At 64.9% G+C, this 25,115-nt stretch carries 34 protein-coding genes; 13 read left to right on the forward strand and 21 right to left on the reverse strand.

The window, feature by feature from the left end; translation table 11 throughout:
• Positions 1 to 8 precede the first annotated feature (8 nt).
• Positions 9 to 320 (reverse strand): DUF4254 domain-containing protein, encoded by a 312-nt coding sequence (locus ACWEH3_RS02930; protein WP_355076200.1) that lies wholly within the window; start codon positions 318 to 320, stop codon positions 9 to 11.
• A gap of 358 nt (positions 321 to 678) precedes the next feature.
• Here ACWEH3_RS02930 and ACWEH3_RS02935 point away from each other — a divergent pair, with 358 nt between their 5' ends.
• Positions 679 to 1,482, forward strand: coding sequence for a GntR family transcriptional regulator (locus ACWEH3_RS02935; protein WP_355076198.1), 804 nt, complete (start codon positions 679 to 681; stop codon positions 1,480 to 1,482).
• 3 nt (positions 1,483 to 1,485) lie between these two features.
• Positions 1,486 to 2,091: a GNAT family N-acetyltransferase gene (locus ACWEH3_RS02940; RefSeq protein WP_450015061.1), complete on the forward strand. Its 606-nt coding sequence runs from the start codon at positions 1,486 to 1,488 to the stop codon at positions 2,089 to 2,091.
• Between the two features lie 370 nt (positions 2,092 to 2,461).
• Here the strand turns inward: ACWEH3_RS02940 and dtd are convergent, their stop codons facing one another.
• Entirely contained in the window at positions 2,462 to 2,905 is a 444-nt protein-coding gene (gene dtd, locus ACWEH3_RS02945; RefSeq protein ID WP_450015060.1) for a D-aminoacyl-tRNA deacylase, read from the reverse strand.
• 166 nt (positions 2,906 to 3,071) lie between these two features.
• Between dtd and ACWEH3_RS02950 the strand changes: the two genes are divergently transcribed.
• The 4 genes from ACWEH3_RS02950 (at position 3,072) to ACWEH3_RS02965 (ending at position 6,276) form a co-directional block, all read left to right on the forward strand.
• On the forward strand, positions 3,072 to 4,595 hold the full coding sequence (locus tag ACWEH3_RS02950) for a hypothetical protein (RefSeq protein WP_450015059.1): 1,524 nt from the start codon (positions 3,072 to 3,074) through the stop codon (positions 4,593 to 4,595).
• A gap of 348 nt (positions 4,596 to 4,943) precedes the next feature.
• Positions 4,944 to 5,402 (forward strand): DNA-directed RNA polymerase subunit beta, encoded by a 459-nt coding sequence (locus ACWEH3_RS02955; protein WP_450015058.1) that lies wholly within the window; start codon positions 4,944 to 4,946, stop codon positions 5,400 to 5,402.
• Positions 5,399 to 5,830, forward strand: coding sequence for a DUF4254 domain-containing protein (locus tag ACWEH3_RS02960; protein WP_450015057.1), 432 nt, complete (start codon positions 5,399 to 5,401; stop codon positions 5,828 to 5,830). Before ACWEH3_RS02955 ends, ACWEH3_RS02960 begins: the two co-directional genes overlap by 4 nt.
• A 182-nt stretch (positions 5,831 to 6,012) precedes the next feature.
• Complete coding sequence (locus ACWEH3_RS02965) at positions 6,013 to 6,276, forward strand: hypothetical protein (RefSeq protein WP_450015056.1); 264 nt, start codon at positions 6,013 to 6,015, stop codon at positions 6,274 to 6,276.
• A gap of 435 nt (positions 6,277 to 6,711) precedes the next feature.
• Here the strand turns inward: ACWEH3_RS02965 and map are convergent, their stop codons facing one another.
• The 9 genes from map to rpsH all read right to left on the reverse strand — a co-directional run bounded on the left by map (position 6,712) and on the right by rpsH (position 12,252).
• Positions 6,712 to 7,509 (reverse strand): type I methionyl aminopeptidase, encoded by a 798-nt coding sequence (map, locus tag ACWEH3_RS02970; protein WP_355076141.1) that lies wholly within the window; start codon positions 7,507 to 7,509, stop codon positions 6,712 to 6,714.
• Positions 7,510 to 7,538: 29 nt separating this feature from the next.
• Complete coding sequence (locus ACWEH3_RS02975; RefSeq protein WP_379251983.1) at positions 7,539 to 8,084, reverse strand: adenylate kinase; 546 nt, start codon at positions 8,082 to 8,084, stop codon at positions 7,539 to 7,541.
• Positions 8,081 to 9,403, reverse strand: coding sequence for a preprotein translocase subunit SecY (gene secY, locus ACWEH3_RS02980; protein WP_355076137.1), 1,323 nt, complete (start codon positions 9,401 to 9,403; stop codon positions 8,081 to 8,083). The genes ACWEH3_RS02975 and secY overlap by 4 nt, the downstream gene beginning before the upstream one ends.
• Positions 9,404 to 9,574: 171 nt before the next feature.
• Positions 9,575 to 10,018, reverse strand: a complete 444-nt coding sequence (gene rplO, locus ACWEH3_RS02985; protein ID WP_039795561.1) for a 50S ribosomal protein L15 — start codon at positions 10,016 to 10,018, stop codon at positions 9,575 to 9,577.
• A 1-nt stretch (position 10,019) separates the two neighbouring features.
• A complete protein-coding gene (gene rpmD, locus ACWEH3_RS02990; RefSeq protein ID WP_039795559.1) occupies positions 10,020 to 10,199 on the reverse strand; it encodes a 50S ribosomal protein L30 in 180 nt (59 codons plus the stop codon).
• Entirely contained in the window at positions 10,199 to 10,858 is a 660-nt protein-coding gene (rpsE, locus tag ACWEH3_RS02995; protein ID WP_039795557.1) for a 30S ribosomal protein S5, read from the reverse strand. Before rpsE ends, rpmD begins: the two co-directional genes overlap by 1 nt.
• A 31-nt stretch (positions 10,859 to 10,889) precedes the next feature.
• Complete coding sequence (gene rplR / locus ACWEH3_RS03000; RefSeq protein WP_355076134.1) at positions 10,890 to 11,297, reverse strand: 50S ribosomal protein L18; 408 nt, start codon at positions 11,295 to 11,297, stop codon at positions 10,890 to 10,892.
• 2 nt (positions 11,298 to 11,299) lie between these two features.
• Positions 11,300 to 11,839, reverse strand: a complete 540-nt coding sequence (gene rplF, locus ACWEH3_RS03005) for a 50S ribosomal protein L6 (RefSeq protein WP_356964784.1) — start codon at positions 11,837 to 11,839, stop codon at positions 11,300 to 11,302.
• 14 nt (positions 11,840 to 11,853) lie between these two features.
• On the reverse strand, positions 11,854 to 12,252 hold the full coding sequence (gene rpsH, locus ACWEH3_RS03010; protein WP_039795549.1) for a 30S ribosomal protein S8: 399 nt from the start codon (positions 12,250 to 12,252) through the stop codon (positions 11,854 to 11,856).
• Positions 12,253 to 12,530: 278 nt separating this feature from the next.
• Between rpsH and ACWEH3_RS03015 the strand changes: the two genes are divergently transcribed.
• From ACWEH3_RS03015 to ACWEH3_RS03025, 3 genes are all read left to right on the forward strand, one after another.
• Positions 12,531 to 13,187, forward strand: coding sequence for a Uma2 family endonuclease (locus ACWEH3_RS03015; protein ID WP_450015055.1), 657 nt, complete (start codon positions 12,531 to 12,533; stop codon positions 13,185 to 13,187).
• Between the two features lie 103 nt (positions 13,188 to 13,290).
• Positions 13,291 to 13,542 carry a helix-turn-helix domain-containing protein gene (locus tag ACWEH3_RS03020; protein ID WP_450015054.1) on the forward strand — a complete coding sequence of 84 codons (252 nt, stop codon included), beginning with the start codon at positions 13,291 to 13,293 and terminating at the stop codon, positions 13,540 to 13,542.
• A 107-nt stretch (positions 13,543 to 13,649) separates the two neighbouring features.
• On the forward strand, positions 13,650 to 13,895 hold the full coding sequence (locus ACWEH3_RS03025) for a ribbon-helix-helix protein, CopG family (protein ID WP_280246593.1): 246 nt from the start codon (positions 13,650 to 13,652) through the stop codon (positions 13,893 to 13,895).
• A gap of 211 nt (positions 13,896 to 14,106) precedes the next feature.
• Here ACWEH3_RS03025 and ACWEH3_RS03030 read toward each other — a convergent pair whose 3' ends face one another.
• Together ACWEH3_RS03030 and ACWEH3_RS03035 are read right to left on the reverse strand one after the other, a co-directional pair.
• Complete coding sequence (locus ACWEH3_RS03030; RefSeq protein ID WP_450015052.1) at positions 14,107 to 14,637, reverse strand: hypothetical protein; 531 nt, start codon at positions 14,635 to 14,637, stop codon at positions 14,107 to 14,109.
• Entirely contained in the window at positions 14,634 to 15,146 is a 513-nt protein-coding gene (locus ACWEH3_RS03035) for a DNA-directed RNA polymerase subunit beta (RefSeq protein WP_450015051.1), read from the reverse strand. The genes ACWEH3_RS03030 and ACWEH3_RS03035 overlap by 4 nt, the downstream gene beginning before the upstream one ends.
• 246 nt (positions 15,147 to 15,392) lie before the next feature.
• Between ACWEH3_RS03035 and ACWEH3_RS03040 the strand changes: the two genes are divergently transcribed.
• Together ACWEH3_RS03040 and ACWEH3_RS03045 are read left to right on the forward strand one after the other, a co-directional pair.
• A complete protein-coding gene (locus ACWEH3_RS03040; protein WP_450015050.1) occupies positions 15,393 to 16,292 on the forward strand; it encodes a helix-turn-helix domain-containing protein in 900 nt (299 codons plus the stop codon).
• Positions 16,276 to 16,488 carry a DUF397 domain-containing protein gene (locus ACWEH3_RS03045; protein ID WP_450015049.1) on the forward strand — a complete coding sequence of 71 codons (213 nt, stop codon included), beginning with the start codon at positions 16,276 to 16,278 and terminating at the stop codon, positions 16,486 to 16,488. Before ACWEH3_RS03040 ends, ACWEH3_RS03045 begins: the two co-directional genes overlap by 17 nt.
• Before the next feature lie 159 nt (positions 16,489 to 16,647).
• Here the strand turns inward: ACWEH3_RS03045 and ACWEH3_RS03050 are convergent, their stop codons facing one another.
• From ACWEH3_RS03050 to ACWEH3_RS03080, 7 genes are all read right to left on the reverse strand, one after another.
• Positions 16,648 to 17,787, reverse strand: coding sequence for a Fic family protein (locus tag ACWEH3_RS03050; protein WP_450015048.1), 1,140 nt, complete (start codon positions 17,785 to 17,787; stop codon positions 16,648 to 16,650).
• A gap of 489 nt (positions 17,788 to 18,276) precedes the next feature.
• Positions 18,277 to 18,663 (reverse strand): hypothetical protein, encoded by a 387-nt coding sequence (locus ACWEH3_RS03055; RefSeq protein WP_450015047.1) that lies wholly within the window; start codon positions 18,661 to 18,663, stop codon positions 18,277 to 18,279.
• A 358-nt stretch (positions 18,664 to 19,021) separates the two neighbouring features.
• Positions 19,022 to 19,555, reverse strand: a complete 534-nt coding sequence (locus tag ACWEH3_RS03060; protein WP_450015046.1) for a hypothetical protein — start codon at positions 19,553 to 19,555, stop codon at positions 19,022 to 19,024.
• A gap of 110 nt (positions 19,556 to 19,665) precedes the next feature.
• The gene (locus ACWEH3_RS03065; protein ID WP_450015045.1) at positions 19,666 to 20,010 is read right to left on the reverse strand and encodes a hypothetical protein; all 345 of its coding nucleotides are present in this window, start codon (positions 20,008 to 20,010) and stop codon (positions 19,666 to 19,668) included.
• Positions 20,010 to 21,350: a WXG100-like domain-containing protein gene (locus ACWEH3_RS03070; RefSeq protein ID WP_450015044.1), complete on the reverse strand. Its 1,341-nt coding sequence runs from the start codon at positions 21,348 to 21,350 to the stop codon at positions 20,010 to 20,012. Before ACWEH3_RS03070 ends, ACWEH3_RS03065 begins: the two co-directional genes overlap by 1 nt.
• Positions 21,347 to 21,646 (reverse strand): WXG100 family type VII secretion target, encoded by a 300-nt coding sequence (locus tag ACWEH3_RS03075; RefSeq protein ID WP_450015043.1) that lies wholly within the window; start codon positions 21,644 to 21,646, stop codon positions 21,347 to 21,349. Before ACWEH3_RS03075 ends, ACWEH3_RS03070 begins: the two co-directional genes overlap by 4 nt.
• Positions 21,647 to 21,657: 11 nt before the next feature.
• Positions 21,658 to 22,287 carry a WXG100 family type VII secretion target gene (locus ACWEH3_RS03080; RefSeq protein ID WP_452358258.1) on the reverse strand — a complete coding sequence of 210 codons (630 nt, stop codon included), beginning with the start codon at positions 22,285 to 22,287 and terminating at the stop codon, positions 21,658 to 21,660.
• Between ACWEH3_RS03080 and ACWEH3_RS03085 the strand changes: the two genes are divergently transcribed.
• Entirely contained in the window at positions 22,254 to 23,072 is an 819-nt protein-coding gene (locus ACWEH3_RS03085; RefSeq protein ID WP_450015041.1) for an alpha/beta fold hydrolase, read from the forward strand. The two genes, ACWEH3_RS03080 and ACWEH3_RS03085, sit on opposite strands and share 34 nt — an antisense overlap.
• A 262-nt stretch (positions 23,073 to 23,334) precedes the next feature.
• Here ACWEH3_RS03085 and ACWEH3_RS03090 read toward each other — a convergent pair whose 3' ends face one another.
• Positions 23,335 to 24,273, reverse strand: a complete 939-nt coding sequence (locus ACWEH3_RS03090) for an AraC family transcriptional regulator (RefSeq protein ID WP_450015040.1) — start codon at positions 24,271 to 24,273, stop codon at positions 23,335 to 23,337.
• A 132-nt stretch (positions 24,274 to 24,405) separates the two neighbouring features.
• On the opposite strand from ACWEH3_RS03090, the gene ACWEH3_RS03095 reads away from it, so the two are divergent.
• On the forward strand, positions 24,406 to 25,098 hold the full coding sequence (locus ACWEH3_RS03095; protein WP_450015039.1) for an NAD(P)H oxidoreductase: 693 nt from the start codon (positions 24,406 to 24,408) through the stop codon (positions 25,096 to 25,098).
• The last annotated feature ends 17 nt before the right edge of the window (positions 25,099 to 25,115 follow it).

Genomic DNA, 25,115 nt, shown 5'->3' on the forward strand with positions numbered 1-25,115 from the left:
TCAGCCGCTCACCACTCGGGCAGACGCCGCCTGCCCGCCATGACGTCGCGCACCAGATCGTCATAGGCGTCCGCGAGTTCGGCGAGATGATGCCACGCGTTGTGCAGCAAATCGTCGTGCGCGTTCAGAGTCATCAACGCGTGGTGCGCGCGCACCGACGACTCGGCGAGGCGATCGATCACCGCACCCACCGTTTCGGTGTGCAGAGTGGCGCCGAGCCGATGCTGCGGCACACTTCGCATCACCCAGTCGTCGATGGCCATCACCAATTCGACTCTACGACGCTCGATTTCGCGAACCACCGCCACGGAGGTGTCCACCGAACCACCGCGGCCGACCAGGCGGCGCTCATGTAGCACTGCCAGATCACGAGCGAACCACAAGAGCGGACCACCGACCACGCGGTGTCCGCGACACGCCCGAACCAATAGGTCGGACGTGGGAAGCAATCCCGGTGCCGAAGAGCGCACCGAAGGATCGACACACCTAGGTGTGCCAGGGAGGGCCATTACGACCGTTGTATCCGAACCTGCCACGTTGCCTCGCCGTCATCGCCGCACAACACCGGATCAGGACTTCATTACAATAAACCTCTGAAGGCACCTGTCAAGCGTTAACGGGCCGTAGGGAGTCACGGAGAGTACACTTCGTTACCTGCATGACCAACCGAGGAGCAAGATGGCGGACGGTCCGACGTATCACCGGATCGCAGACCTCCTCCGCGAGGAGATCCGCGCAGCCAAATGGAAACCGGGCGATCGACTGCCCAGTCACTCGGAGCTTGCCGATCAAATGCAGGTCTCGATTACCACGGCCCGCAACGCGATCCAGGTGCTGGTAACCGAAAATCTCGTCTATACAGCTACTTCCCGCGGAACGATCGTTCGAAACCAGGAAATCCTGGAATCCGTTGTCACCGATTCCATCCGCCCCGACCGGCCGCAGACCCCGCACGACATCTTCGAGGAGATCGCGCGGGCCGCGCACCGGGAGCCGTCGAAGGAGTTCAGCGCGAAGATGGAGCCCGCCAGCCCCGAAGTCGCGTCTTGGTTGGGTATACCGCCGGATTCGTGGGTGCTGGCCAGGACGGTGGTCCAGTATCTCGACCATGAGCCGTGGTCGTGGGAGGTCAGCTTCTATCCCCGTGACCTGGCCGAGGCCACCGGAATCGACTCACCGCACGACATTCCGGAGGGCACCACCCGCCGCCTCGCCGACCGCGGCCATGCCGAGACCGCGCACCGCGACACGCTCGTCGCCCGGCCCGCCACCGCGGAGGAAGCCTTGGTGCTCGGCGTCGCCACCGGCACCATCCTGCTCGACCATCTGCGCATCGGCGCCAACCACGAGCGCGTCACCCGTGCCACGCGGCAACGCTCGCTCGCCTCCGGCAATCGGCTCGCCTACGAGCTCGGCGACGCCGAAGGCACCGCAGTCATCCGGACCACGCTTGCCGATTCGCACGGGACCGGCCGGGCCTAGCCCATGACGATCGCGCTGCGCCAGGCGACATGGGGCGATCTCGGCATGATCTGCCGCCTGCGCGTACAGCGCACGGCGTGGCTCACCGCACGCGGCTCCGATCAGTGGACGGTCGCCGGACGCGGCCTGCCCATCGAGATCTTCGCTCGCGCTGTGGGACGGTCGCTGGACGCGGGCGAGACCTGGATCGCCGAGGTCGCGGGCGAACCGGCGGGAACGATCACGGTCAACGACCGCGCCGACGCCGGTCTGTGGTCGGGATGGGAACTCGACGACGCGGTGATCGCCCATTACATGATCGTGGATCTGCGTTTCGCGGGCCGGCGCGTGGGCCATCACCTGCTGGCGCACGCGGGACTGCTCGCCCGCTCGCAGGGCCGCGCCTGGGTCCGGCTCGACGCGTGGACCACCAATACCGATCTGCACGCCTACTACCGTTCGGCGGGATTCCGTTTGGTGCGCATCGCGGGCCCGCTCGCGCTGGGCCCGTCACGGGCGCTGTTCGAGCGAAGAGCCGATACCTGGTATCCCGCACTTCCCGTGCCGGTCACCGCTGTCGGGCGAGTAGCCGCGCCGGCGCTTTTGCGCCCACCGCCGCCGAACAACTGATCCCCACGCGGCGACAACTGAACGATCCGCGCTGTCCGTGGCTGCCCGCCGCCGCGCGACGAGCCCGGTGTAGCCGAATATCGCAGGACACCTTGTGCGCGATCGTGGCGCGCACTCACGAGCCGCTCCGCGCACGCCGGAGGATCCGGCGCACGACGGCGAGCCGATCAGATGGGCGGCAGGTGCGCAATGTGCACCATCTCGATCTCGAGTCCTTCCCGCCACGGCAACAGCGGATAACTGATCACCGGTGACGTCAACGTGAACGGAAATTCCTCGATGTCTGCGGTCCGACTCCGCGCCCAGGTCGAGCGCGGCGCGGATCACCAGATGCGTTCGGAGCCTACGATTTCCGGGGCAAGACAACAGCTCACAGCTCCACCATAAGGGTGACCGGACCGTCGTTCACCAGGTCGATGTGCATGTGCGCGCCGAACCGCCCGGTGGCCACGGTTGCGCCGAGTTCGCGCAACGCCTCCGCGAAGTGCTCGACGAGTGGTTCGGCGACAGCGCCGGGCGCGGCCGCCGACCACGACGGACGCCTGCCCTTCTTCGTGTCCGCGTACAGCGTGAACTGGCTGACCACCAGAATCGGCGCGCCCAGGTCCGCGGCCGAGCGCTCCCCGTCGAGGATGCGCAACCGCCATACCTTGTCGGCCAAGGCCCGCGCGGTCGCCTCCGTGTCGGAGTGCGTCACGCCGACCAGGGCGACCAGGCCGTGCGGGAGGCCGTCGGCCACCGGATCGATCCTTCCGACGACCTGTTCGTCGACCGTCACCCGGGCCGATCTCACGCGCTGTAGAAGGGCTCGCACAACCCTCGATCATGCCTTCCGCCACCGCGTCGGCCGCCGCGCGGGTCGCCGACCGCCGAACGACCCGGTCTACCCGGCGGGATACAGGTGCGCGCGGGCGGCAAGCGTGACAAACTCGGTGCGCAGAAGAATGTGTTGCGCGGTTGCCGCGCGTTGGCGGAGGATCATGCTGGAAACGAGGAGCGCGATGGATCTGGACGCGATGGAGCGTCAGATCGCGGCGGATCGGTATGCGGCCCTCGACCGGACGGTCGAATCCGAATTGCGCTTGGCCACCTCGCTCGGCGAACTCGCCAAGGGGCTGATCGCTACCAAGAACAACGGCTCGACGCGCGACCGCACGAGGGAAGCGCTGGCGCCCGCCGAAGAAGCGGTGGCGATCCGCCTGCGCCTGCTGTCCAGGGGCCAGGTGCTCACCGCCCGCCTGGCCGGGGAATTGAACGACGCGCTGCGCTCCTTCGAGCAGGCGGCACGGCACAGCGGGCGCAGGGAACTGGCCACCACGACGATCCGGCGCGCCTGTGACGTCTACCGGCAAGTGGCGCGGGCGCATCCGGAAGTCGCGGGCCCGTGCGCCGACGGCCTGTCCAAGTGCGGTGTCTGGCTGGGCAGGCTGGACCAGGACGCCGCCGTGGCCGCGACCGAGGAGGCGGCCCGCATCCGCGCCGGCCTGGCCGCGGCGAACCCGGAGTTGTCCGGCAAGTACCTGGCCAGCCTGAGCACGCTGCTGCGCACGCTCATGGTGGGCCGGTCGCGCAAGCAGGCCATCGCCATGTACCGGGAGCGGTACGCCGCGTTCACCTCCACCAGCATGTCGATCCGGTTGCGCGCCTGCGGCATCCAGGACCTGGATCTCACGCCCAAGTCGCACCGGGCGCTGGTCGAACTGGGCTGCCGCACCCTGGAGGGAGCCGGACGGCTCACCCAGCAGCAGATCATGTTCAAATCCTCCGGCGACCTGTCGACCGTCGAGGAGATCAACTGGAAGCTGGCTCTGGTTGGCCTGCGTCCGCTCGCGCCGGGCACCGAGCAGGATCAGCCGTCGACGCCCGTCCAGATCGGCTCAACCTTCGGCGCGCTCAGCGTCTACCTGCCGGAACGGGACGCCATCGCCCAGGTGCGCGCCGCGATCATCGCGGCCTACGCCGTCGACGACGCCTATCCCCTCGACCGCGAGAGCTATCTCGGTACGCCCGAGTCGAAGTGGAAGATCCGCGATCCGAAGCTGAACACCTCCGCCACCCTCGGCGACGACATCGTGCTGATCGACCAGCCCTACGGCGGCTGGGTGACGGTCATGAGCCTGAACTGGGAACTCACTCCGGTGGGGAAACATCCACTGGCACTGCGTCTCTCCCAGGACTGGCCGGTCGCGGCGATCACGGTCACGGAGGACGTGGCCTACGAGTTGTGCTGGTACGAGCGCGGTACGGCCACCCAGTACGCCGCGCTCGGCCGCCCGGCCGGGCAGGCTCCCCTCGACAAACCGCTCGCGCCACTCGATTTCGAGACGCTGGCCTTGTACAACCCCGACCGGGCGACGGAGAGTAAGCTGCGCGCGGCCTTCGGCAACACGAAGGTGTTCGCCAACCTCACCTACCTGCCGGATTGCGGCCTGCGCCAGATCAGTGTCGACACGCCGTTGTCCGAGCACGGCGACCGCGTGCTGTACTTCCGCACGACACCCTGAGGCGCGCTGTCGCGGTACCGATTTGCGGCAAGGTAGCGCACGCCTCAGCGACGGCGATGAACAAAACTCCCCGCGTTCTCGCCCCGCATCTTCACAGGTCGTTTGACCAGGAATTACGTACGCCGAGTTGAACGCGGGGCAGCGCCGCGCACTCTACCGGTAACCGCACCCTCTGGTAACCGGCGGGCGAACGAATTTCTCGAGAACTAATTGAACGGAATGTTTGATCCGCTCCATGGAGTGCTCTACTGAGACAACGCCCGCACGATGAACCGGATCACAAGCACTGGTGCCGCAGCGCCGTCCGGGCGGCTTGGAAAAAGTCACACGATGCTACCCGAGGGCCCCATGGACCAACTGGCGTTGGCGGATACCCCGACCGCCCGATGCGCCTACTATCGACACACCTGCGACCTGCCCGCCGGAGTCCATCCGGAGATAGGCCGAATCGTCCTCCGCGCCGGATTCGTCGGCGCGATCACGATGCCCGCCGCGTTGGGGCAGAAAGTTCGCGACGATCTCACCCATCGCCGAATAGCGTTGGGCCCGATTGTTTCTCACGTCCGGTCCAAACGGTGGACCTTTCTCACCCGCCCCGACTTACCCGACGACGTCCGGCTGTTCGCGGAACTGTTCCGTCTCAACGTCTCCATCGTGCCCTCCGGCGGTGAGATCGCACTGCCGTCTCCCGCCGTGGCCGACGCCGACTATCGGCACTGGATCGTGGCCCCCGAGAACGGCTTCCGTCCCTCCGGCTCGTCCATCGTCGACACTGTACGGTCCTGCACGAGAACGGCCGGGCGATGACCACCGGGGCGGTGCTTCCGGCGAAACATCAAGTGCTGCAAGCGTGCCGAGGCGAGATGCACGAGAGCAACCCGATGCTGCGCTGCGCACACGAACTCACCACGTTGCACGAACGCAGGCTCAGCGCGGGACACGAATCACTCGGCGAGATAGACGCGTTGCGTGCGAGCCTGATTCACGACATCGATCGCTGGATCACCACGCAATTGCCGCCCGCCCACGGCGCGGCGCACGTGCACACCGAGACCGTCGGCGCCGTGATCGATCGCCTGGCCCAGTTCACCGCGAACGCCTACGCGGCGCTGGCCAGCAGTTCGGAATGGGATCTGTGGGACGCCTGGCAGCGCTTGGCCGAACTGGCCGTCGGCTACGACGACCTGGCCGCCGAGGTCTGCGCGGGCGTGCGGAGACTTCCCGGCGCATCTTAGGTTCCGTCGCGGCTCCCCATCCGTGGAGTGAAACGGATGGGGAGTCCGGACGACTACGAAGAAAAGCTCGCCTTGCACACAGAAGGGCGAGTTCGTTCGGCGACGACAGCTCCGTGGAGCGGGTCGCGCCGAAAAGAGTGGCCGGGTCCAGCGTATCCACGCCCCCGCCGCCGAGCGGACAAGTGGCGCTACCCGGTCACCCGCTGTTCCGCGACCACGAGTTCGAACGGTCGACCTTCCCGTACCGATATCGGCGCACCGCAGAGTCCCTGACCGCGACCATCGGTACGCAATCGCACACGGTGGTGATCTCCCCCGACGAGCGGACCGAAGTGCTCGGCCGGATCAGGGCCTATCTGCTGGCGAGGCCGGAGACGGCCGGAGGCGAATTCGATCTGCCGATAGTCACTTCGGTGCTGCGAACGACTCTGCGCCGCGCGGACTGAACGGCTACTTACGCACACGAAATAGCCAGGCCACAGCGTTGCCCGCCCCGTCGCGGTGTCCACGGAGCAGGCCGGATAGCGGCGAACTGCGGCGTGCGCCAAGTCGATTCGAGTAGCGGTCTACTCAGGTCACCGGCTACTGCCCGGCCATACGCTGACGGCATCGTTCAGAACAGTTCCGAAACAAGGAGAAAGTAACCGTTCCACCCCGCACGGGCACCGACCGGGCCCGCCGCTTCGGCTCGACACGAAGGACGCGGGTGCAAGGAACGACGTCACCGATCCAGCGAACGCTGGGTATCGCCCGGTGGCGTGTCGGCGCATCGTGTCGGCACGCGGAGAAACGGCGAGATCGACCAGGGATTCCTGGCGTCGGTGCGGCTCGTTTCCTCGCCGCGCAGTGTCACCGAACCGGGGCAGCCCGAGGGCCGTGCACTACTCCGGACGCAACGTCAGGATCCGGGGTCCGTCCTCCGTGACGGCGACCGTGTGCTCCCAATGTGCCGCACGACTGCCGTCCACGGTGACCACGGTCCAGTCGTCGTCGAGCACCTTCGTCTGGGTGGTGCCGAGCGTGAGCATCGGCTCGATCGCGAGCACCGATCCCACCACGAGCTTCGGGCCCTTACCGGGCTCGCCTTCGTTGGCGAGGAACGGATCGAGGTGCATCTCGCGCCCGATGGCATGCCCACCGTAGCCGTCGACGATGCCGTAGCCGCGCCCGTGCTCCTTCTCGGCCGCCCGGGTGCCCAGCTCGATGGCATGCGAGACGTCGGTCAGCCGGTTACCGGGCAACATCGCCGCGATACCGGCCTCCATCGACGACTTGGTCGCCTCGCTGAGCAACCGATCGGCCTCGATGATGGTGCCGACGCCGAACGTCCAGGCCGAATCGCCGTGCCAGCCGTCGAGAATCGCGCCGCAGTCGATGGACACCAGGTCGCCCTCGGCGAGAATCTCCCCCGCCGTCGGAATCCCGTGCACAACGCGGTCGTTCACCGATGCGCAGATGGACGCCGGGAAGCCGTGGTAGCCCTTGAAGGAGGGCACCGCGCCCGCGTCCCGGATCACCTGCTCGGCGACCTCGTCCAGTTCCGCGGTGGACACCCCCGGCTTGGCGGCCGCGCGCACGGCCACCAAAGCGCGGCCGACGATCGCGCCGGCCGCCGCCATGGCATCCAATTCGCCTGCCGTCCGGAACGGCACGACCTTCTTCTTGCGGTTGAAGACCATCCGCCCTCAGTGCTCCATCGCGAGTCGGCTCAGTGGCCCAGCGCGCGCAGCGCCCGCGCGTTGACGTCGTCGACCTCGCCGACGCCGTCCACCGAGACGACCAGGCCGTCGTAGTGGTCCAGCAGCGGCTCGGTCTCCTCGCGGTACACCCGCAGCCGGTTGCGGATCACGCTCTCGTTGTCGTCGGCGCGGCCGCGCGCGAGCATCCGCTCGACCACGGTGTCCTCGGGGACGACGAAGCGCAGCACCGCGTCCAGCGAGGTGTTCATGTGCTTGAGGATCTTCTCCAGCGCGTCGGCCTGGTCGACCGTGCGCGGGTAGCCGTCGAGGACGAAGCCGTTGGCGGCGTCGGGCTCGTTGACCCGCGCCTCCACCATGCGATTGGTCACGTCGCTGGGCACCAGGTCGCCCGCGTCCATGTACTTCTGCGCCTCGCGACCCAGCGGGGTCTGCTGGCTGATATTCGCGCGGAACAGGTCCCCGGTGGAGATGTGCGGAACGCCCAGCTTCTCCGACAGCAGGACGGCCTGGGTGCCTTTACCGGCGCCCGGCGGACCGAGCAGTACAACTCTCACTTGAGGAACCCTTCGTAATTTCGATTCATCAGCTGGCTTTCGATCTGCTTCACGGTGTCCAAACCGACGCTCACCATGATCAGCACCGCGGTACCGCCGAACGGAAGGTTCTGGGTACCGCCGGAGGCGCCGATGTCGAGGAACAGGTTCGGCAGCACCGCTACCAGACCGAGATAGATCGAGCCGGGGAGGGTGATACGGCTCAGGACGAAGTTGAGGTAGTCGGCCGTCGGCTTGCCGGGCCGGTAGCCCGGGATGAAGCCGCCGAACTTCTTCATCTCGTCGGCGCGCTCCTCCGGGTTGAAGGTGATCGCGACGTAGAAGTAGGTGAAGAACACGATCAGGCTGAAGTAGATCGCGATGTACACCGGGTTGCCGGGATTCACCAGGTATTTCTGGATGATCTCCTGCCACCAGCTCGGGTTCTGGTTGTTCTGCGACCCCGTCAGCTGCGCCACCAGGTTCGGCAGGTACAGCAGCGACGAGGCGAAGATGACCGGGATCACGCCCGCCTGGTTCACCTTCAACGGCAGGTAGGTCGAGGAGCCGCCGTACATCTTCCGGCCGACCACGCGCTTGGCGTATTGGACCGGGATCCGGCGCTGGCCCTGCTCGACGAAGATCACGGCGGTGATGATCGCCAGCGCGGCGACACACACCAGCCCGAAGACCAGGCCGCCCCGGCTGTCCAGGATCGCCTTGCCCTCGCTCGGGATGCGGGCGGCGATACCCGAGAAGATCAGCAGGGACATACCGTTGCCGATGCCGCGCTCGGTGATCTGCTCGCCGAACCACATCACCAGCGCCGCGCCCGCGGTCATCACGAGCACGATGATGATCATGCCGAAGATGCTGGTGTCGGCCAGGATGTCCTTCTGGCAGCCCTGCAGCAGCTGGCGGCGGGCCGCGAGCGCGACCAGGCCGGTGGCCTGCAGGATCGCGAGGGCGATCGACAGGTATCTGGTGTACTGCGTCATCTTGGTCTGGCCGGATTGGCCTTCCTTGCGCAGTTCCTCGAACCGCGGGATGACGACCGTGAGCAGCTGGATGATGATGCTCGCGGTGATGTAGGGCATGATGCCGATCGCGAAGACCGACAGCTGCAACAGCGCACCACCGGAGAACAGGTTGATCAGCTGGTAGATGCCGCCGGACTCACCGCCCGAGACCAGGTCGATGCACTCCTGGACCGCCTTGTAGTCGACGCCGGGGGACGGCAGCGAGGCACCCAGCCGGTACAACGCGATCAACCCCAGCGTGAAGAGAATCTTCCGCCGTAAGTCCGGAGTCCGGAAGGCCGATACGAAGGCGGAAAGCACTGATCCTCCTGGCGAACGACATGGTCATGACATGGATGTTCAGCGATGTCCCTGCTCGACACAGAAGGGACGCCGAAACCACGACGAGGCTTGGCAGACAACAATTGAACTCTAACAGTGGCACCGGACGAGCTCTCCACTCGTCCGGTGCCGCTGTAATGCAGAGTACCGTCAGCCCAGCTCGGTGACGGTGCCACCGGCGGCGGTGATCTTCTCCTTCGCCGCGCCGGTGACCTTGTCCGCGGTCACCTGGACCGCGACGCCGATCTCACCATCGCCAAGGACCTTGACCAGCTGGTTCTTGCGAACCGCACCGGCCGCCACGAGCTCGGCCTTGCCGACCTCGCCGCCCTCGGGGAACAGCTTCGCGATCTTGCCGACGTTCACGACCTGGTATTCCGTGCGGAACGGGTTCGTGAAGCCCTTCAGCTTGGGCAGCCGCATGTGGATCGGCATCTGCCCACCCTCGAAGGCGGCCGGGACGTTCTTGCGCGCCTTGGTGCCCTTGGTACCACGGCCCGCCGTCTTGCCCTTGGAGCCCTCACCGCGACCCACACGGATCTTCTCGGTCTTGGCGCCGGGAGCCGGACGCAGGTGATGCAACTTGATGGTCATGTCAGACCTCCTCAACGGTCACGAGGTGGCGCACGACGTTGATCAGCCCGCGGTTCTGGGCGTTGTCCTCGCGGACCACGGTCTTGCGGATACCGCGCAGACCGAGGGTCCGAAGACTGTCCCGCTGATTCTTCTTGGCGCCGATCGAACTCTTGATCTGGGTCACCTTGAGATCTGCCATTACTTGACACCTCCGGCAGCCTGAGCGCGCGCACGCAGCATGCCGGCAGGGGCGACGTCCTCGAGCGGCAGGCCACGGCGGGCCGCGACCTCTTCCGGACGCTGCAGCTGCTTGAGGGCAGTGACAGTCGCGTGCACGACGTTGATGGCGTTGTCGCTACCGAGCGACTTCGCCAGAATGTCGTGGATACCGGCGCACTCCAGCACGGCACGAGCCGCGCCACCGGCGATCACACCGGTACCCGGCGAGGCCGGACGCAGCATGACCACACCGGCGGCCGCCTCACCCTGAACCGGGTGCGTGATGGTGGAGCCGATCATCGGGACGCGGAAGAAGTTCTTGCGAGCCTCTTCGACACCCTTCTGGATTGCCGCGGGAACTTCCTTGGCCTTGCCGTAGCCGACGCCGACCAGGCCGTTGCCGTCACCGACGATCACGAGGGCGGTGAAGCTGAAGCGCCGACCACCCTTCACGACCTTGGAGACGCGGTTGATCGCGACGACCCGCTCGAGCTGGTTCTTCTCCGCGGCGTTGTCGCGACGGTCGCCACCGCCCCGACGGTCGCCGCCACCGCGACGATCGCCGCGGCCGCCCTCGGGGGCGCTGCCATTCTGTCCGGCGGGTCCGCTTCCGCCGTCACGCCTCTGACGTCCCGGCATCAGACGTTCCTTCCGTTCTTGTTATCGATCATCAGAATTTCAACCCACCTTCGCGAGCGGCATCGGCCAGTGCGGCGATCCGGCCGTGGTAGTCGTGACCACCACGGTCGAACACGACGGCCTCGACACCGGCGGCCTTGGCACGCTCGGCCAGCAGGGCGCCGACCTTCTTGCTCTTGGCCGACTTGTCGCCGTCCACCGCGCGCACGTCGGCCTCGATGGTCGAGGCGGCGGCGATGGTCTTGCCGACCGAGTCGTCGACCAGCTGCGCGTGCAGGTGGCGCGAGGAGCGGTTGACCACCAGGCGCGGACGCTCGGTGGTACCCGCGAGCTTCTTGCGCAGGCGGAAGTGACGGCGCGTCTTCGACAGACGGCGCTGCGTCGACACGTCCTTGCCCAGGGGGATGCGCTTGGCCTTCTGGTTTTCGGTTTGCGCCATGATCACTTACCCGTCTTTCCGACCTTGCGGCGAACGACCTCGCCGGCGTAGCGGATGCCCTTGCCCTTGTACGGGTCGGGCTTGCGCAGGCCGTGGATGACCGCCGAAATCTGGCCGACCTTCTGCTTGTCGATTCCGGACACGGAGAACTTGGTGGGCGACTCCACCGCGAACGTGATCCCCTCGGGGGCCTCGATCGGCACCGGGTGGCTGTAGCCGAGGGCGAACTCGAGGTTCTGGCCCTTCAGCGCGACGCGGTAACCGACGCCGAAGATTTCCATCTTCTTCTCGTAGCCCTGGGTCACGCCGACGACCATGTTCGACACCAGAGTGCGGGTCAGGCCGTGCAGCGCGCGGCTGCGGCGCTCGTCGTCCGGACGGGCGACCTCGAGCTGGCCGTCCTCGCCCTTGGCGACGGTGATCGGCTCGGCGACGGTGAGCGACAGGGTGCCCTTGGGCCCCTTCACCGAGATGTCCTGGCCGTCGATGGTGATGTCGACGCCAGCGGGGATTGCGATGGGCTTCTTACCAATACGCGACATTGTCCTGACCTCCCTTACCAGACGTAAGCGAGGACTTCGCCGCCCACGCCCTGCTTGGCCGCCTGCTTGTCGGTCAGCAGGCCGGAGGACGTGGAGATGATCGCCACGCCGAGGCCGCCGAGCACCTTGGGCAGGTTGGTGGATTTCGCGTACACGCGCAGACCGGGCTTGGAGACGCGGCGCACGCCGGCGAGGCTGCGCTCACGGCTCGGGCCGTACTTGAGGTCGACGATGAGCGTCTTGCCCACCTGTGCGTCCTCGGTCCGGTAGTCGGCGATGTAACCCTCGCGCTTGAGGATCTCGGCGATGTTCGCCTTGAGCTTCGAGTGCGGAGCCTTCACCTGATCGTGGTACGCCGAGTTGGCGTTGCGCAGACGTGTCAGGAAGTCTGCGATCGGATCAGTCATGGTCATGGTTCGACCTAGACACCTTTCTCGCCGCGGTTCCCATACAGCGCCGCCATGCACGCATGGCGGCCGTGGGCCTACGACAATTCGGATGGTCCGGCCGACCCTTGCCGACCGGATGAGTTTCGATCGCCCGAGCGCACGCATGCGGGCATGGAGGTGCCCAGGCAACCGCTCTAGTGTAGGCAAGGGGTTGACTGGGGCAAAATCGGGGTGTGTGAGGTGCCCGATTCGCTGGACTCATGACCAGCGGAAACAGCCCGTGACCCGGCTAACATGAAGCCATGGCAAGTCCGCGCGGCGAACGTCCCGATCTCCCGGAGTGCATGACCTGGGAGGAACTCGAACAACTGCCCGAAGAGATCGCCGGACAGATCGAACTGTGGGACGGGCGTGTCGTCTGGCTACGACGGGGGCCTGCCGAACATCAAGAATTCACCAACCTGCTGTGGAGCGGACTGCGTCGGTGCGCCCGTGAAAACATGGCGGCGGACCCGCAACAATGCTGGAGGGTCCACACAGAAACCAACGTTTTCTTCGGTGAATCAGAAAAGTCGGACTTCGTCACGCCGGACTTCCTGATACACCGCTGCCTCCCGCGCCCCTACCAGGATGTCCGCGCTGCCGATGTGCTGCTGGTCGGCGAGGTCCTTTCTCCGTCGAACACTCAGACCGACATGTACGCCAAGCAGGCGCGTTATGCCAGGGCAGGCATCCCCATGTACTGGGAGGTGGCGCTGGAACGCGAGAGGAGTGCCATCGAGATGGTCCGCGCTTTCGCGCTGGAGACGACCCACGGCAAGCTGCTTCCGCCCGGCGTGCACCCCTTGCGCACGGCCAACTACCTCGTAACGGACGAGTGGTCCCCGAAGAACTCCGATGCCATCACCATCGGATTCCCGTTCCCCATCCACATCCCCTGGTCCGAGCTGGAATTCTGACGCGCAGGTCGGTCGAGAAGGGAGGGCAGTGATGTCCCATAGTCGATGGAAGACGGTAGAGACCAGGGACTGACCGAGCCCGAGGCCGTCAGCGAAGTGCGTCATGAAATCCGACCGGCCATGGAACTCGCCGCCCCGTATACAACCGCCGCACGGAGCTCGGCCTCACCAAGCCGAACTCGCCGCCCGGGCGGGACTGACGCAGGCGAAGATCTCCCGAATCGAGGGATCCGACGCCATCCCCACCCTTCCGCTACTGACAAAGCTGGCACGAGCCCTGGACGCTTCGCTGAACATCGCCATCGACGCCGACGACGCGCGCGTCAATTTCACGCCGCACACCAGCGCGGCGTAGCGCTCGCTGCGCCCGGCTTCCGGCGTTCGTCCCCTCGCACAGAGCCGAAATGAACCGCCTCCCATATGGCTCGCGATAGCTTCGCGCACCTCTGCCACAGTGTGCATATGCCTCTCGAGCGAATCACGGTCCACGCTGATACTGCCGACTTGGCCGTCATCGAGGACGCGGCAATGCGGACGGGCGTCAGCAGTGCGGATATCCTTCGCGACGCTATTCACCTGGCCGCGATGCGGGTCCGCCGATCGCGGCCTCTACGCCTGAACCGTTTCGCCAGCGGCGATCCCACGCTTGCCGCACGCGTCGACGACATCCTCGCCGGTGACCTCCATGACAATCCGGACCGCCGATGACACGCGGCGTCCGCGAGTGGCACACCACCGCGCCATCGGCCGAGTGAGCCTCTCGACGGTGTGCCACTCGCGGCCCCGTCGCACGGGGTGATCGCGCCACGCCACTCCTTGATGAACCGCACGGCTGCGGTATGGCAAGCGGCGAAGTCGAGACTCAGGCCGCCGAGCAGGACGCGCAGGTGGACATCGGGCTCCTCTGGGCGGGGGGTGGTCACACCCTCTCCTGCGGTTCGGCAGCCGGAGACGCGGGCCGCGCCCTGTGCGGAATCTTCGGGCGCACTCGCCCGGCGGCTACCGCGTCCACCATGGCGTTGAACCCGTCCCAGTGCCGCACGTGGTGGAGAATCTGGTCCTCGGTGATGCCGCCGGGTTGCCGTTCCTCTCGGCGGCAGCGCACGAAATCCGCGGTGAGCAGGCTGACCATCTCGCCGTAGGAGTAATGCGTCTCCTCGGCGTCCGCGGCAGGCCGGTGACCCGCCGTTTCGAGCAGGTCTTCCACATATCGGTCGATGGCCCAGATATGCAGGTCCATCAAATAGGCCAACCGCTGGCTCATCGGACGGCCGGGCTTGCGGGTCTCGTAATGCCGGACCCACACGCCGAGCAGCCCCACGGCCGATACCATCAGCGCGTCCGCCGGCTCGACGCGGGCGTTGAAGATGTCGAAAAATGCGCGGGTGCCCGGCAGGCGCCGCGCACGAACCTCGTTGGCGCTCAGTGGACGCCGGGGATCGGTTGTCACCGAACTCCCCTGGCCCGGGTCGAAACTCCGGAGACGCCGAGCGCGGACAGGTTGATCGCTCGCGGCGGAAGGAATCGGCCGATCGCCGCGACCACCACCATCGCCGAGGGCCGGAAACCGTCCCGAGGCGGCTCGACCCAACGCCGTACCACAGGAGGCCGGTCGGCCGGCGACGGCAACGCGATCACCCGGCCGTGGGCGTAAACCGTGACACCAGCCCGATACAACTGGGCGAACGCAGCGGTCGAGTCCGGAAGATCGGGACGCACGAGAAAGACCCAGCAGCCCGACCTCGGGTAGGACACGATCGGTCCGGTAGCGCTTCCCCGCCGCCGCAGTTCCTCGCGGACCTCGTGGCCGAGATACGCCGCCATCCCCAATCCCCATACGCTGCCAGCCGGGACCGTGATGCGTCCGCTGTGCGGGTCCACGCCTGCCGCGAGTCCGCCGATACGGCGGTAGAACCCGCACCTGGTGGTGGGAGTGTCCCGAAACAAGCCTTCTTGCATTGGCTTCCCCTGCCGTCGAGTGAGTCGGAAGTGCGCCCTATCGCGGAACGCCTGCCGCTTGGAATCGAGAAAGTCCTGTTCAGCGACCTGGCGCACGCAAAGCACACCAGCCGGGCACCGCCCACTTCGACCTGATTCGCGTATTCCCGACAACTTCTCCGAAAGCCCTGGACAGCATCGACTTCTGGGGTATCAATGGATGCAGTTCAGACCGTGTGCTGGATTCATTCATCTGGGGGAAAGCCGATGACCGAAATCGAGTCGCCGACGCTGCTGCGCCGCCAGCTCGGTAGATTTCTGCGCGAAGCGCGCGAGGGCTGCGGACTGACGATCGCCGTCGCCGCGAAGGAAGTTCAGCTCAGCTTCAACGGGTTACAACGCCTCGAAACCGGACGGGCGGTGAAGCCGCGCCGCCAGGACGTACGCGAACTGTGCATGCTGTACGAGGTGAAGGCCGAGCAGACCGAACAGGCGGTGGGGCTGGCGTCGCGCGCGGCTACGGCGCGCGACGAGGACGGCATCACTCCGCTCGGCGGACTGTTCTCGGATGCCTTCAACATGTACGTCGGCATGGAGCGATCGGCCCAGCGGCTGACGTCTTACGAGGTCCAGGTGCCTGGACTGCTACAGACCGCTGACTATGCCCGAGCCTTGATCGGCGCGTTTCTGCACGACGGCTCTCCCGAGGAAATCGAACACCGCGTGCGGGTCCGCCTCAACAGGCAGGTGGCTGTCACCCGAAAGACCCGCCCCGTCGACCTTCACGTGCTTCTGGATGAAGCAGCGCTGTACCGGATGGTCGGCGGCTCGAAAGTGATGGCCAACCAACATCGCTACCTGGCCGATGTCAGCACTCGACCCAACGTCACGCTGCGCATCCACCCGTATTCGGCCGGATACACACGCGGCATCTTGCATGGCTCGTTTGTTCTCTTGGACTTCGGCACCAACAGCAAGGGATCGCCGATCGAACCCCCAGTCGTCTATCTAGACGGCGGGATGAGTAGCGATCTCTATCTCGAAAGACCAGAAATAGTCCAGCGTTACACTGAAATGGCCGAAGCCATCCGCCAGACGGCGCTGGACGAGAAGACCTCGCGAGACCTGCTCCGCCGGGTAGCAAGGAGTTATGACGGTGACCGCTGACCTATCCGAAGCCCGCTGGTTCAAGAGCAGCCACAGCGCCTCCAACGGCCAATGCGTAGAGATCGCCCACCTGAACGACGGCACGATCGGCATGCGCGACACCAAGAACCCGACCGGACCAGCCCTGAGATTCAACCCCGCCGCCTGGGACACCTTCCTGTCCGCAACCAAAGACGGCGAATTCAACCGCCGCTGAACGTCTTCCGTGCCCCTCGGATCGTCCCCTGAGCGCCGGACGATTAGCCCAACAGCAGCCAACTCCATGTCGAACGACGAGCCGTCCGTGATGACACTGACGTCCTGAGAGCACGCGGGCGCTCGAATCGGGAGAGCCGGCGCCCTCGTCGGCCGCAGGTCAACCGCCGGACTGCATCTTCCTCGACGGCACCGGGCGTGCTGGGTCTGATGTTCGTGTGTCACCCTCCGGGCTGGCAAGACGCCGTTCCAAGGCGGTGAAAACGCTGATCGCCTCCGGCGACTCGAAGGCCCTGTTGCGTCGCCCGACGGTGAGCTGACGCAGGATTCCAGCTTCGGCCAGGCGCTGTACGGCGGCGTTCGCGGCCGGAAAGCTGCGCCCGGTCAGCGTCGCCGCTGTGGCCACGGTGAGGATCGGAGCTCCGACCAGTTTGCCGAGCAGCAGATCCAGCGCGGAGTTCGCCCGTACCGGCGCCACTCGATCTCGCCACGATCTCTGCAGTTCAGCAGCTTTGATCTCGAAAGCGGTCGCATCCTGCGCCGCGCGAGTACAGGCCGCGGCGAAGCGCGCCACCCAGATGTTCAAGTCGTCGGTGGCCTGTTGGGAATCGGGCGCACCGACGTACCTGAAGCGAGTCAGACCGTCGATATAGCTGTCGCTCCACGTGGCGAGGATGAGCGAGACAGGCGCGACGACGCGTTCGGCCACGCCACGGCGGCGCAGAATCAGATGGATCAATGCTCGACCGGTTCGGCCATTGCCGTCGATAAATGGGTGGATCGTCTCGAACTGCGCGTGGGCGATGGCGGCTTGCGCGACAGCAGGCAGATCGTCGCTATTACAAAACGCGATCAAGTCCTTCATAAGTTCGGGGACAAGCTCTGGGGGCGGCGGAACGAATGCGGCCGAGCAGGGATTGAAGGAGCTGCCGCCGATCCAGTTCTGCGCATCTCGAAAACACCCGCCGTGCTGTGCGAGTCTGGTGCCGGTGAGCAACCGCCGATGGACTTCGAGCAGAACTTCCTCGGTGATCGGCTCACCACGGCCGACCGCACTGGTGGCCAGCGTCATAGCGTCGATATTCGCCAGAACCTCAGCGGCCGTCACGTCTGATGATTCGCCCTCGAGCTGGCGCGCCGCCTCCGCGCGCAATAGCCGACGTGCGCCGACCACCAGCCCCTCGATCCGTGACGATGCGATGGCCTCGGCGCGCAGCAGCAACCGAGACAACGCTTCGGTCTCGACAAGCGCTACCGCCTCGGTATCGAGACGAGCTATCGCCACCTCCGCGTCGACCACGTCGGCAGCGGTCTCGCTGGTCAAGACGATGCGGCGACCAGTCAGCGAATCGGGCAGGTACACCTTGTATGTGCCAGAGCCACGGTCCCGTCGAGACAGGCCGCCACCATCCAGGTTGCCAGCCCACCGCCGTCGCGCAAACTTTGCCATGCCACCTCCTTATTAAAGGTTAACAGATAACCTTTAATAAGATCGGCAGGCATGTAAGGTTCGCCGCGCGATGGCAGCGCCGGACGCCATCTAGGCCAACACGACTCCAGCCGGGTCGGCGGTAGCCTCTTCAATCTCCACATCGCAGACGCTGCACACCCGGATACGGCAAGCCTGGCGTCACAACACGGGCAGCGACACCGGGATGGAAAGCCCCAGGGCCGATCAGGAGATGGCGATCCCATTCCGAACTGCCGAGCTTCCAGCTTCTCGATCACGACAAATACGCCTTCCTGCCCTAGCACCATCCCCAGAGCCCATGCCTACCCACGCGAACGTTCACTCCGGCTTCTCCGAAAATTCGAACTGCGGATCGTTGTCGCTCCAGATTCGCACCTTCCCCCAATCGCCCTCCATGTAATACACCCCGTCAGTGTTGGTCAATACATCTATGTTTCCCAGATCTTCCGATCCTGACGCATCCTTATACTTCTGGAAAGATCGCTCCAGCCATTCGACACGACGCACTTTCACGAATGCGAGGTCGCCACGGATATGGCAATACCGCTCCCAGGGGCTCGGGGCGCGATACCTCGAATGCTCGGGCGTCAGCGCAACTTCAAGGACGAACACGACTTCTCCAGGCCGCTCGATGACGTCGAGGACGTAGCTGTCCTCGAGGTACAGATTAGAAAGGAGCGAATAGTCCCAGTAATCTCGCGTCACCGGAGAACCCAGTTCTAGATAGATTCATGATCTTACGAGAATCCTGTAGGATCGGTATCCGATCGTTGGTCTGCAACTCTCGCAGACGGTAGGCGATGTAGTCAGAATCGGGATCGTCGACGCGTTGCCCCAACTCGCCGAGGATGGCCACGAGTCCAGCTCGGCCACCGAAACGAGCCAGCGTCTCAGTCGCTTCCAGCTCTACTGCCATGTCATCGTCACCGAGAAGTTCGGACGTCGTTGGATTATTTGCTCCGACGGGAGCATTTTCCCGAGTTCGGTAGCAGCACCCTCACGCACCTTCCAGTCCGCCGAGTGCGAACCAGGCAGCACCCGCGCTAATTTCACACTGCTCCTATCACGAAATCTCGCCCGGTGCCGCAGGCCCGGCCAGCTTCGTCAATCCCTGCACGTGCACTGCGCCATCCGACGCGACATGATGCACTATCTGACTACGCGGACATACATTCCGGCTTGCCATTTGTTTCAGTAGCTCCCGCAGGCTACTCAAACCTATTCTCGCATCAGGTGACAATCTGGATTGATCTATAGCCAGAGCATTGCGCAGGAGGGGAAACTCTCCGAAGATCGCGAGCTCGCTCAACATGTAGGCTGTATAGTCAATATCAGGGTCGTTTCGGCGTCGACCCAGTTCAGTCAAGACCGCCAATAATTCATTTTCGCCACCGAAACGGACAAGTTGCTCAGCCGCGTCGACTCGCATGGTCACGATCGCGTCATCAACCATTATTTCTTGGAGTCGTCGCCGCACACTGCTGGAGTGGATATTTCGCCCGAGGTCAGGTATTGCTGCGTTTCTTACAGCATTGTCACCACTCCTAGAGCGCGCCAGTATCGACGACAGTTCAGCATCGGCAGCATGGGTGTCCACTATGCAATCTCCTCAGGTACGCAGCCAAGACATTATCGATGCTATGTCGACAGATGTAGAAATCCTGTCTCCGACAGCGTTCCACGCGAGCAGCATACGACCGACAGAATTCACCGGGTCAACGACACATCTCTGATCCGGATCGGATACACCTCTACAGCTAATTCGCCCGAAAGATCGACTCCACTAGTCGAGATTTTGATCACCCCGCCGCCTTCGACCGAAATACGGTTCACCTGTTCTCGGAAAATATCCACCACGAGCATCGAGTCCTGTAACCAACGCACTCGCGCGGATCGCGCTATTACATCGTATGATAATTCCAGTTCGTTTCTCTCGTCGGAGTCTATACTCACCACAAAGGAAGCAGTAGCTCCGGGGATGGCTACACGATCGGCCCCGAAAGCCTCCAAGAACTCCGACTCTTCCGGCTCAATGAACTCATGATCGGCCACTACGCTCCTCCACCCTTCGGAATCACAGTTGTCAAGCGTAAGCCTTCCGGCGTCACTTGCCATGTTGTTTCAAACTTTAGAATACCGTTCGGACCGACGAACAGCGACTCCCGTACTTGGAAGTCTCCATAATCATTCGAGAAGGTTCTCGCGATATTACTGTCAGTGCGGACGACCTCGTCGAAATGACTATTGAGCAGTTCCCTTCCAGCCTGGTTGTCGAAAACTCCTACACGGTTCAATTGGGAGAGATTCTGCAACGATCTTGGAGAGTTGTGCGCGTCTTCCGCCGCCCTACCGAAGAGATACTCGTACTTCTTCTCGTCTACGATCGCCTTAGACGGTGGTTTAGGGGCACTGGTCACATCACCGGCGCGTTTCCCGCGCAGTCGATCGCGCAGGTCGGTAACCACTTTCCTGGCCTTGACGGCGGCGTCCTTCGCCTCCTGGCGGATCCCCGCGATCTGGAGGGCCTTGCGCGCACGCCAGGCGATGATGCCGTCTTTGATCTTCCCGGCCCATTTCCGCACCGAGTCCAGAGCCTTGGCGGCGGTGACCGCTCCCGCTCCGAAGCTGATCAGCGACAGGCCCACGGTGATCGCGGCGTCGATGGCAAGCTCTTGGACGAGAGAATCCAAGAAGCCCTTGATCTCATTGCGGAGTTCCGTCAGCGCGTCCTTGTATGCGAGGCAGGACTGGCTGATCTGCGTGCAAGCGGTCAGCAGTTGATCGATTGAACTGGCAAGGGATTTGAGGTCGTCTCGGATGTGGCCCGCGTCGTCGGCGGTGACACTGTCGAACAGGCTCGCCGCGATCGTGATCTTGTCGCGGGCGTTCGTGTTCTGATAGATCGTGCCGAGGCGATCCCAGGCGTCGGCTGCCTTGGCGAGTTTTCCGGTGTCGCCGTCGGGAACGGGGATGCCGATGTGGCTGATGATATTGATGCCCTTGTCGACGATCCCTTGGCCGGGGCCACCAGCGGAAGCCGGGACGGAGAACGGGCCGAACACGGGCATTCCCGGGTCGGTCGGCCGGTCGGGCTGCGGTGTGCCCTTCATGGTGGCGTCGGCTTGCGCGTGTGTGAAGCCGATGTCGTTGAGGGCGCTGCCATATGCGTACAGCGTGGCGTGGACGTCCTGAAAGAAGCCCACGGCCTCGTAGGCGGAGGTGGTGTACGAACGCGCCCACTCCTGGCCGTTCTCGTCTACGCCCGCCATCGATCCGCATTCGGAGAGCTCCGCGAAGATGTACAGAAAGCTGTCCCGCAGCGCGGATGCGGCGTCGAAGCAGTTGGTGGCCGCTTGGTAGTACGCCTTCGGATCGACAGCCAGAGCCGTCATACCCCGAGGATCCTCAATCCCTCAGCGACAGCGCCGGTATAGCCATCGTGGGCGAGCTTCACGGCCTCCTCCAAAACGGTGAGCCCTTCGGCGATGTCGGTGGCTCCCGCCAACCACTCGTCGTGCGCCTCGCGGTAGGCCGCCATCGCCGCACCGGCCGACGCGGCATCGACCTCCTTGACTTTCTGGTCGATCGCCGTCAGCTGATCGGACAGCAACCCCGCGAAGCCGCGGATTCGGGCGGCCAAGTTTTCGAGTTTGTCGAGATCGACCGAGAACGCCTGTTCATCGGACATACGGTCCCCCCTCAGGGCAGATCGAGCGAGCTGACGCCCGCCGCGAATGATTGATCGGCGCCGCGCACGGTGTCCGCGGTGATTCCCAGCTTCTCCGCCAGCTCGAACAGCGCATCCCACACCTGCACCGCCCCTTGATGGAACTCTTCCCACCCGGCCGCGAAAGCGCCCGCGTTGCTACCGGTCCAGCTCTCCAGCATGTCCCGGACATCGGTCTCCAAGGCCGAATACCCGTCCCGGCACTGAGTGGCGACATCGAAGGCCAAGCGCCCCACAGCTTCGACTGCATCGGTATCGACCGACAGCGCTGGCTGCTCCCCGACCAACCCTCTGCCCCCTCTGCCACCGAACAGTCCCACCGACAAGGTACTCCGAGCATGGCGACGGGAAAAGCGCTGCCCGACAGGGCTGAACGCGAAAACGGCGCTCCCCCGGAAGCGGAACACCGAACAACCACTGCCCCGAACTCGAGCGAGGGCACGGGACTCGTAGGAGTCCGTGCCCTCGCTCGGGGTTTCAGGTGTCGAAGGGCACTTACCCGAGAGGTAATCGACTTCATTATCAGGATCCGAGATGATGATCAGGTATCCGAGGATTGGAGAAAACGATGCCCTACTTCGAATCGCACGACGGCACCACACTGCACTACCAGGACTGGGGTTCCGGACAGCCGGTGCTCTTCCTGGCCGGTGGCTGGTTGAGCAGCACTTCCTGGGAGCTGCAAATGCTGCCGCTGTCCAAGCAGGGCCTGCGGTGCCTGTCGTATGACCGGCGTGGACACGGCAAGTCGGACTGGGTCGGGCACGGGTACGACTACGACACGCTGGCCGCGGATCTGGCCGCATTCCTGGACCATCTCGATCTGCGCGAAGTCACCGTGGTCGCGCATTCGATGGCGGGCGGTGAGATCGTCCGGTATCTGACCCGGTACAGCAGCGATCGGATCAGCCGGGTCGCGCTGGTATCGGTGACGATGCCGTATTTCGCGCAGGCCGAGGACAATCCGAACGGCGTGCCGAAGGCCGTCTTCGATGCGGTGGGCGCGGCCCGCGCCGCGGATCGGCCGCTGTGGATGGAACAGAACGCGCAGGCGTTCTTCGCGACGCATCTGGGCAACCAGGTGTCCTCGGCGCGGATCGCGTGGATGGTGCAGAAGTGCATGGACTGTTCACTTCTCGCCGCGGACGAGATCATGAATGCGATCTACCACGCCGACTTCCGCGACGAGTTGCGCGCACTCACCGTGCCTACGCTGGTCATCCACGGTGACGCCGACGCCTCGGCTCCCATCGACCTCTGCGGTCGGGTGATCAAGGATCTGATTCCGGGCAGCACCTACAAGGAATACCCGGCGACCGGACACGGCATCATGATCTCGCACGCCACGCAGCTCAATGCCGACATCCTCGATTTCATCAAGGCATGAGGCCGGTGCGGTAGCGGCGGATACCTGTACTACCCCGCCGCTACCACGCGACCCCTGACCAGTGCTTTCGGTGCGGACAGGTTGGCCGAGCCAGCGACTACCAAACCGGGTCGGCGAAGCTGATGTCGCCGAGCACCACGTGCTCCCCCGCCTCCGAATCGAGACGGGTGATCGCCACCTCTGCATCGACGACGTCGGAAGTTTTCACTCGGCTCTGCCGATCAAGAACGCGCTGAGTCGGTCTCGAAGCGGCGGAACCGGTTCACGCTCCGAGACCGGTGGTGGCAGCGCGGAAATCAGTGGGGCGGATACCTCGAAGTCGCTTGAACGCCGCGCTGAAACCGAAAGCGTCCGCATAGCCGACGGCCTTCGCCACCTGCGCCACGGTGAGACTCCGGTCAGCCAGTAGTTCCTCCGCCTCATCCATCCGGCATTCGGTGAGGTACGCCAGCGGCGACTGGCCCATGACCTCGGAGAACCGCCGTGCGAAGAGCGCCCGGGATACCCCCGCCTCGGCGGCCAGCGACGCGACCGTCCAACCAGTGGAGGGCTTTCCGTGCATGGCCTCCAACGCCGGCCCGACCACCGGATCGGCCGGCCCTCGATACCACCCCGGCGCGTCAGCGTCCAGTTCATCGAACCAGTCGCGCAGCGTGCAGACCAGCGCCCAGTCGAGCAGCCGGTCCATCATCGCCTGCGCTCCGGCCGGACGCCGGGCGGCATCGGCGGCGACCGACTCCATCCACGCGCACACCTCCACGTCGTCGGTCACCACCAGGACTGGCGGTAGCGCACGCAGCAGACGTTCGTGGCGTCGGCCGGAAGCCCGATAGGCGCCGACGATCAGAGCGGTCTCACCGGTGAGGTCGTTCTCCCAGCGACCGCGATCGAGCGCGGGATCGCATTTCGCGTCCGGCGCGAAGCAGGCGACCTGGTATTCCTCGTGCGGCAGGCCGACAGTATCGGCGCGGTCGACGAGAACGAACGGTTGCGGACCGCGCACGATCGCGGTGTCCCCCATAGTGATCCGGCGTTCGAGACCGCCCGGCAGCAGCAGTGTCCCCGCACCGCGCAGCACGGTGACCATGGTCAACGGCGCCTCGTCGGCGAATCGGATGCTCCACGGTGCTTCCAAGACCGCGGTGGTGAGCACAGCTCCCTCGGCGCGTATACCGCCCAGCAGTTTGCTCAGAGGATCCACACCATCGAGAGTAGACGAACTCCTATCAGATGTAGATCTTCAGCCATAGATCGTCCACTGGTCACGGTATGGAATGAAGTCCGGACCGAACAACCGATCGTCCGGAACTCCGGACCCACAGTGGAGGCCACCTTGCCGCACAACCCGACCGTGGACACCGCGATCACCCGCACCGCGCTGGTCGTCGTCGCCCATCCCCGGCCCGATTCGCTGACCGCCCATATCGCCGCACTGACCATCCGGCGGCTCACCGCGGCCGGCTACCGGATCGATCTTCTTGACCTGCACGCCGAGAACTTCGATCCCCGGATGACCGCCGCCGACCTCCCGGAATGGGGCAACCGGGAGAAGGCCTACTCCCCCGAAGTCGAGAGCCATATGCGGCGCATCCTCGACGCCGAGGTGATCGTCGCGGTGTTCCCGGTGTACTGGATGCAGGTCCCGGCGATTCTGAAGGGCTGGATCGATCGGGTGTGGAACTACGGATTCGCCTACGGGCGCAGCAAACCCCGGCTCGCAGGCAAGCGGATGCTGTGGCTGGGCCTGGCGGGCGTGGCAGACGACGACGCGCTCGTCGGACCGATGCAGGATGCGCTCAGCGCACAACTCGACGACGGTATCGCCTACTACTGCGGTCTCACGCAGTCAACGGTGGGGCTGCTGCCCGGCGCGGAAGAAAAGCGGCAGCGCCTGGATGCCGCGGGCAACCTGCTGCTCGACGAAGCCCTCACCGGCGCGGCGCGCCAGGCCCACTACGCCGACCTGGAGAACCGGGCGCAGGGCTTTATCAACGATTTCCTCGCCGCCGACCGGGTTTCGGCCTGATCACGCTGCCGAACGCG

This window comes from Nocardia sp. NPDC004718 (assembly GCF_053601535.1).